A 1,012-nucleotide genomic window follows, 5' to 3' on the forward strand; every position below is an offset into this window, starting at 1 on the left:
CGAACAGCCACGCCTTTTTTGTCCAGGATGGGAGACACATCATGCGCATGGCCTGCTCCGTCCAGTGTAAAACTGAAAATGGCCGCCTTGTCGGGACGTGTGCCCTGAACCTGCAACCAGTTGAGACCGTTCAAGCGCTGCATGGCATAGTCGCGCAGGCTTGATTCATGGGCCGCGATGTTCGCCATACCCAGATCCATCATATAATCCAGTGCTACACCCAGACCGATCGTCTGAACGATACCGGGTGTACCGGCCTCGAACTTCATTGGAGGGTCGTTGTAGATGACCTGTTCCTTGCTGACCTCTTTTATCATGTCACCGCCGCCGATAAAGGGGCGCATTTCGGCCATACGTTCGGATTTGATGTAAATCGCGCCTGACCCGGACGGGCCATACAGCTTGTGACCGGTGATCGCGTAAAAATCACAGCCGATCTCTTCCACATTCACCGGCATATGGACCGCGCCCTGGCTGCCGTCCACCAGAACCGGAACACCTTTGGCATGGGCACCTTCGGTGATGGCTTTGACATCTACGACCGTGCCCAGCACATTTGAACACTGGGTTACGGCAACCAGCTTGGTCTTGGGGCCAATTGCATCAATCACGGCCTGAGGGTCCAGCCCACCGTCAGAGTCCACATCCACCCATTTAAGAACAACGCCCTGCCGTTCGCGCAGAAAATGCCAGGGTACGATATTGGCGTGATGCTCCATGACGCTCAGAACGATCTCGTCCCCGGCTTCAAGTCGCGGCATTGCCCAGCCATAAGCAACAAGGTTGATCCCTTCGGTCGTACCCGAGTTCAGAACGATCTCGTCCTCATTCGAAGCACCAAGAAAGCGGGCAATGGTGCCGCGCACGGATTCGTACTTCTCGGTTGCAAGATTGGACAGGTAATGCAAGCCGCGATGGACGTTCGAATATTCCTCGGCATAAGCGCGCGTCACAGCGTCAATAACGACCTGCGGTTTTTGAGCCGAGGCGCCATTGTCCAGATAGGTTAAAG

At 55.4% G+C, this 1,012-nt stretch carries 1 protein-coding gene; it reads right to left on the reverse strand.

Going from position 1 to position 1,012, the window contains the following annotated elements:
* On the reverse strand, positions 1–1,012 hold a 1,012-nt coding region (locus tag ACR0JF_RS23295; RefSeq protein ID WP_480670114.1), incomplete at both ends, for a cysteine desulfurase.

The sequence above is a fragment of the Ruegeria sp. BG11 genome (assembly GCF_056538565.1).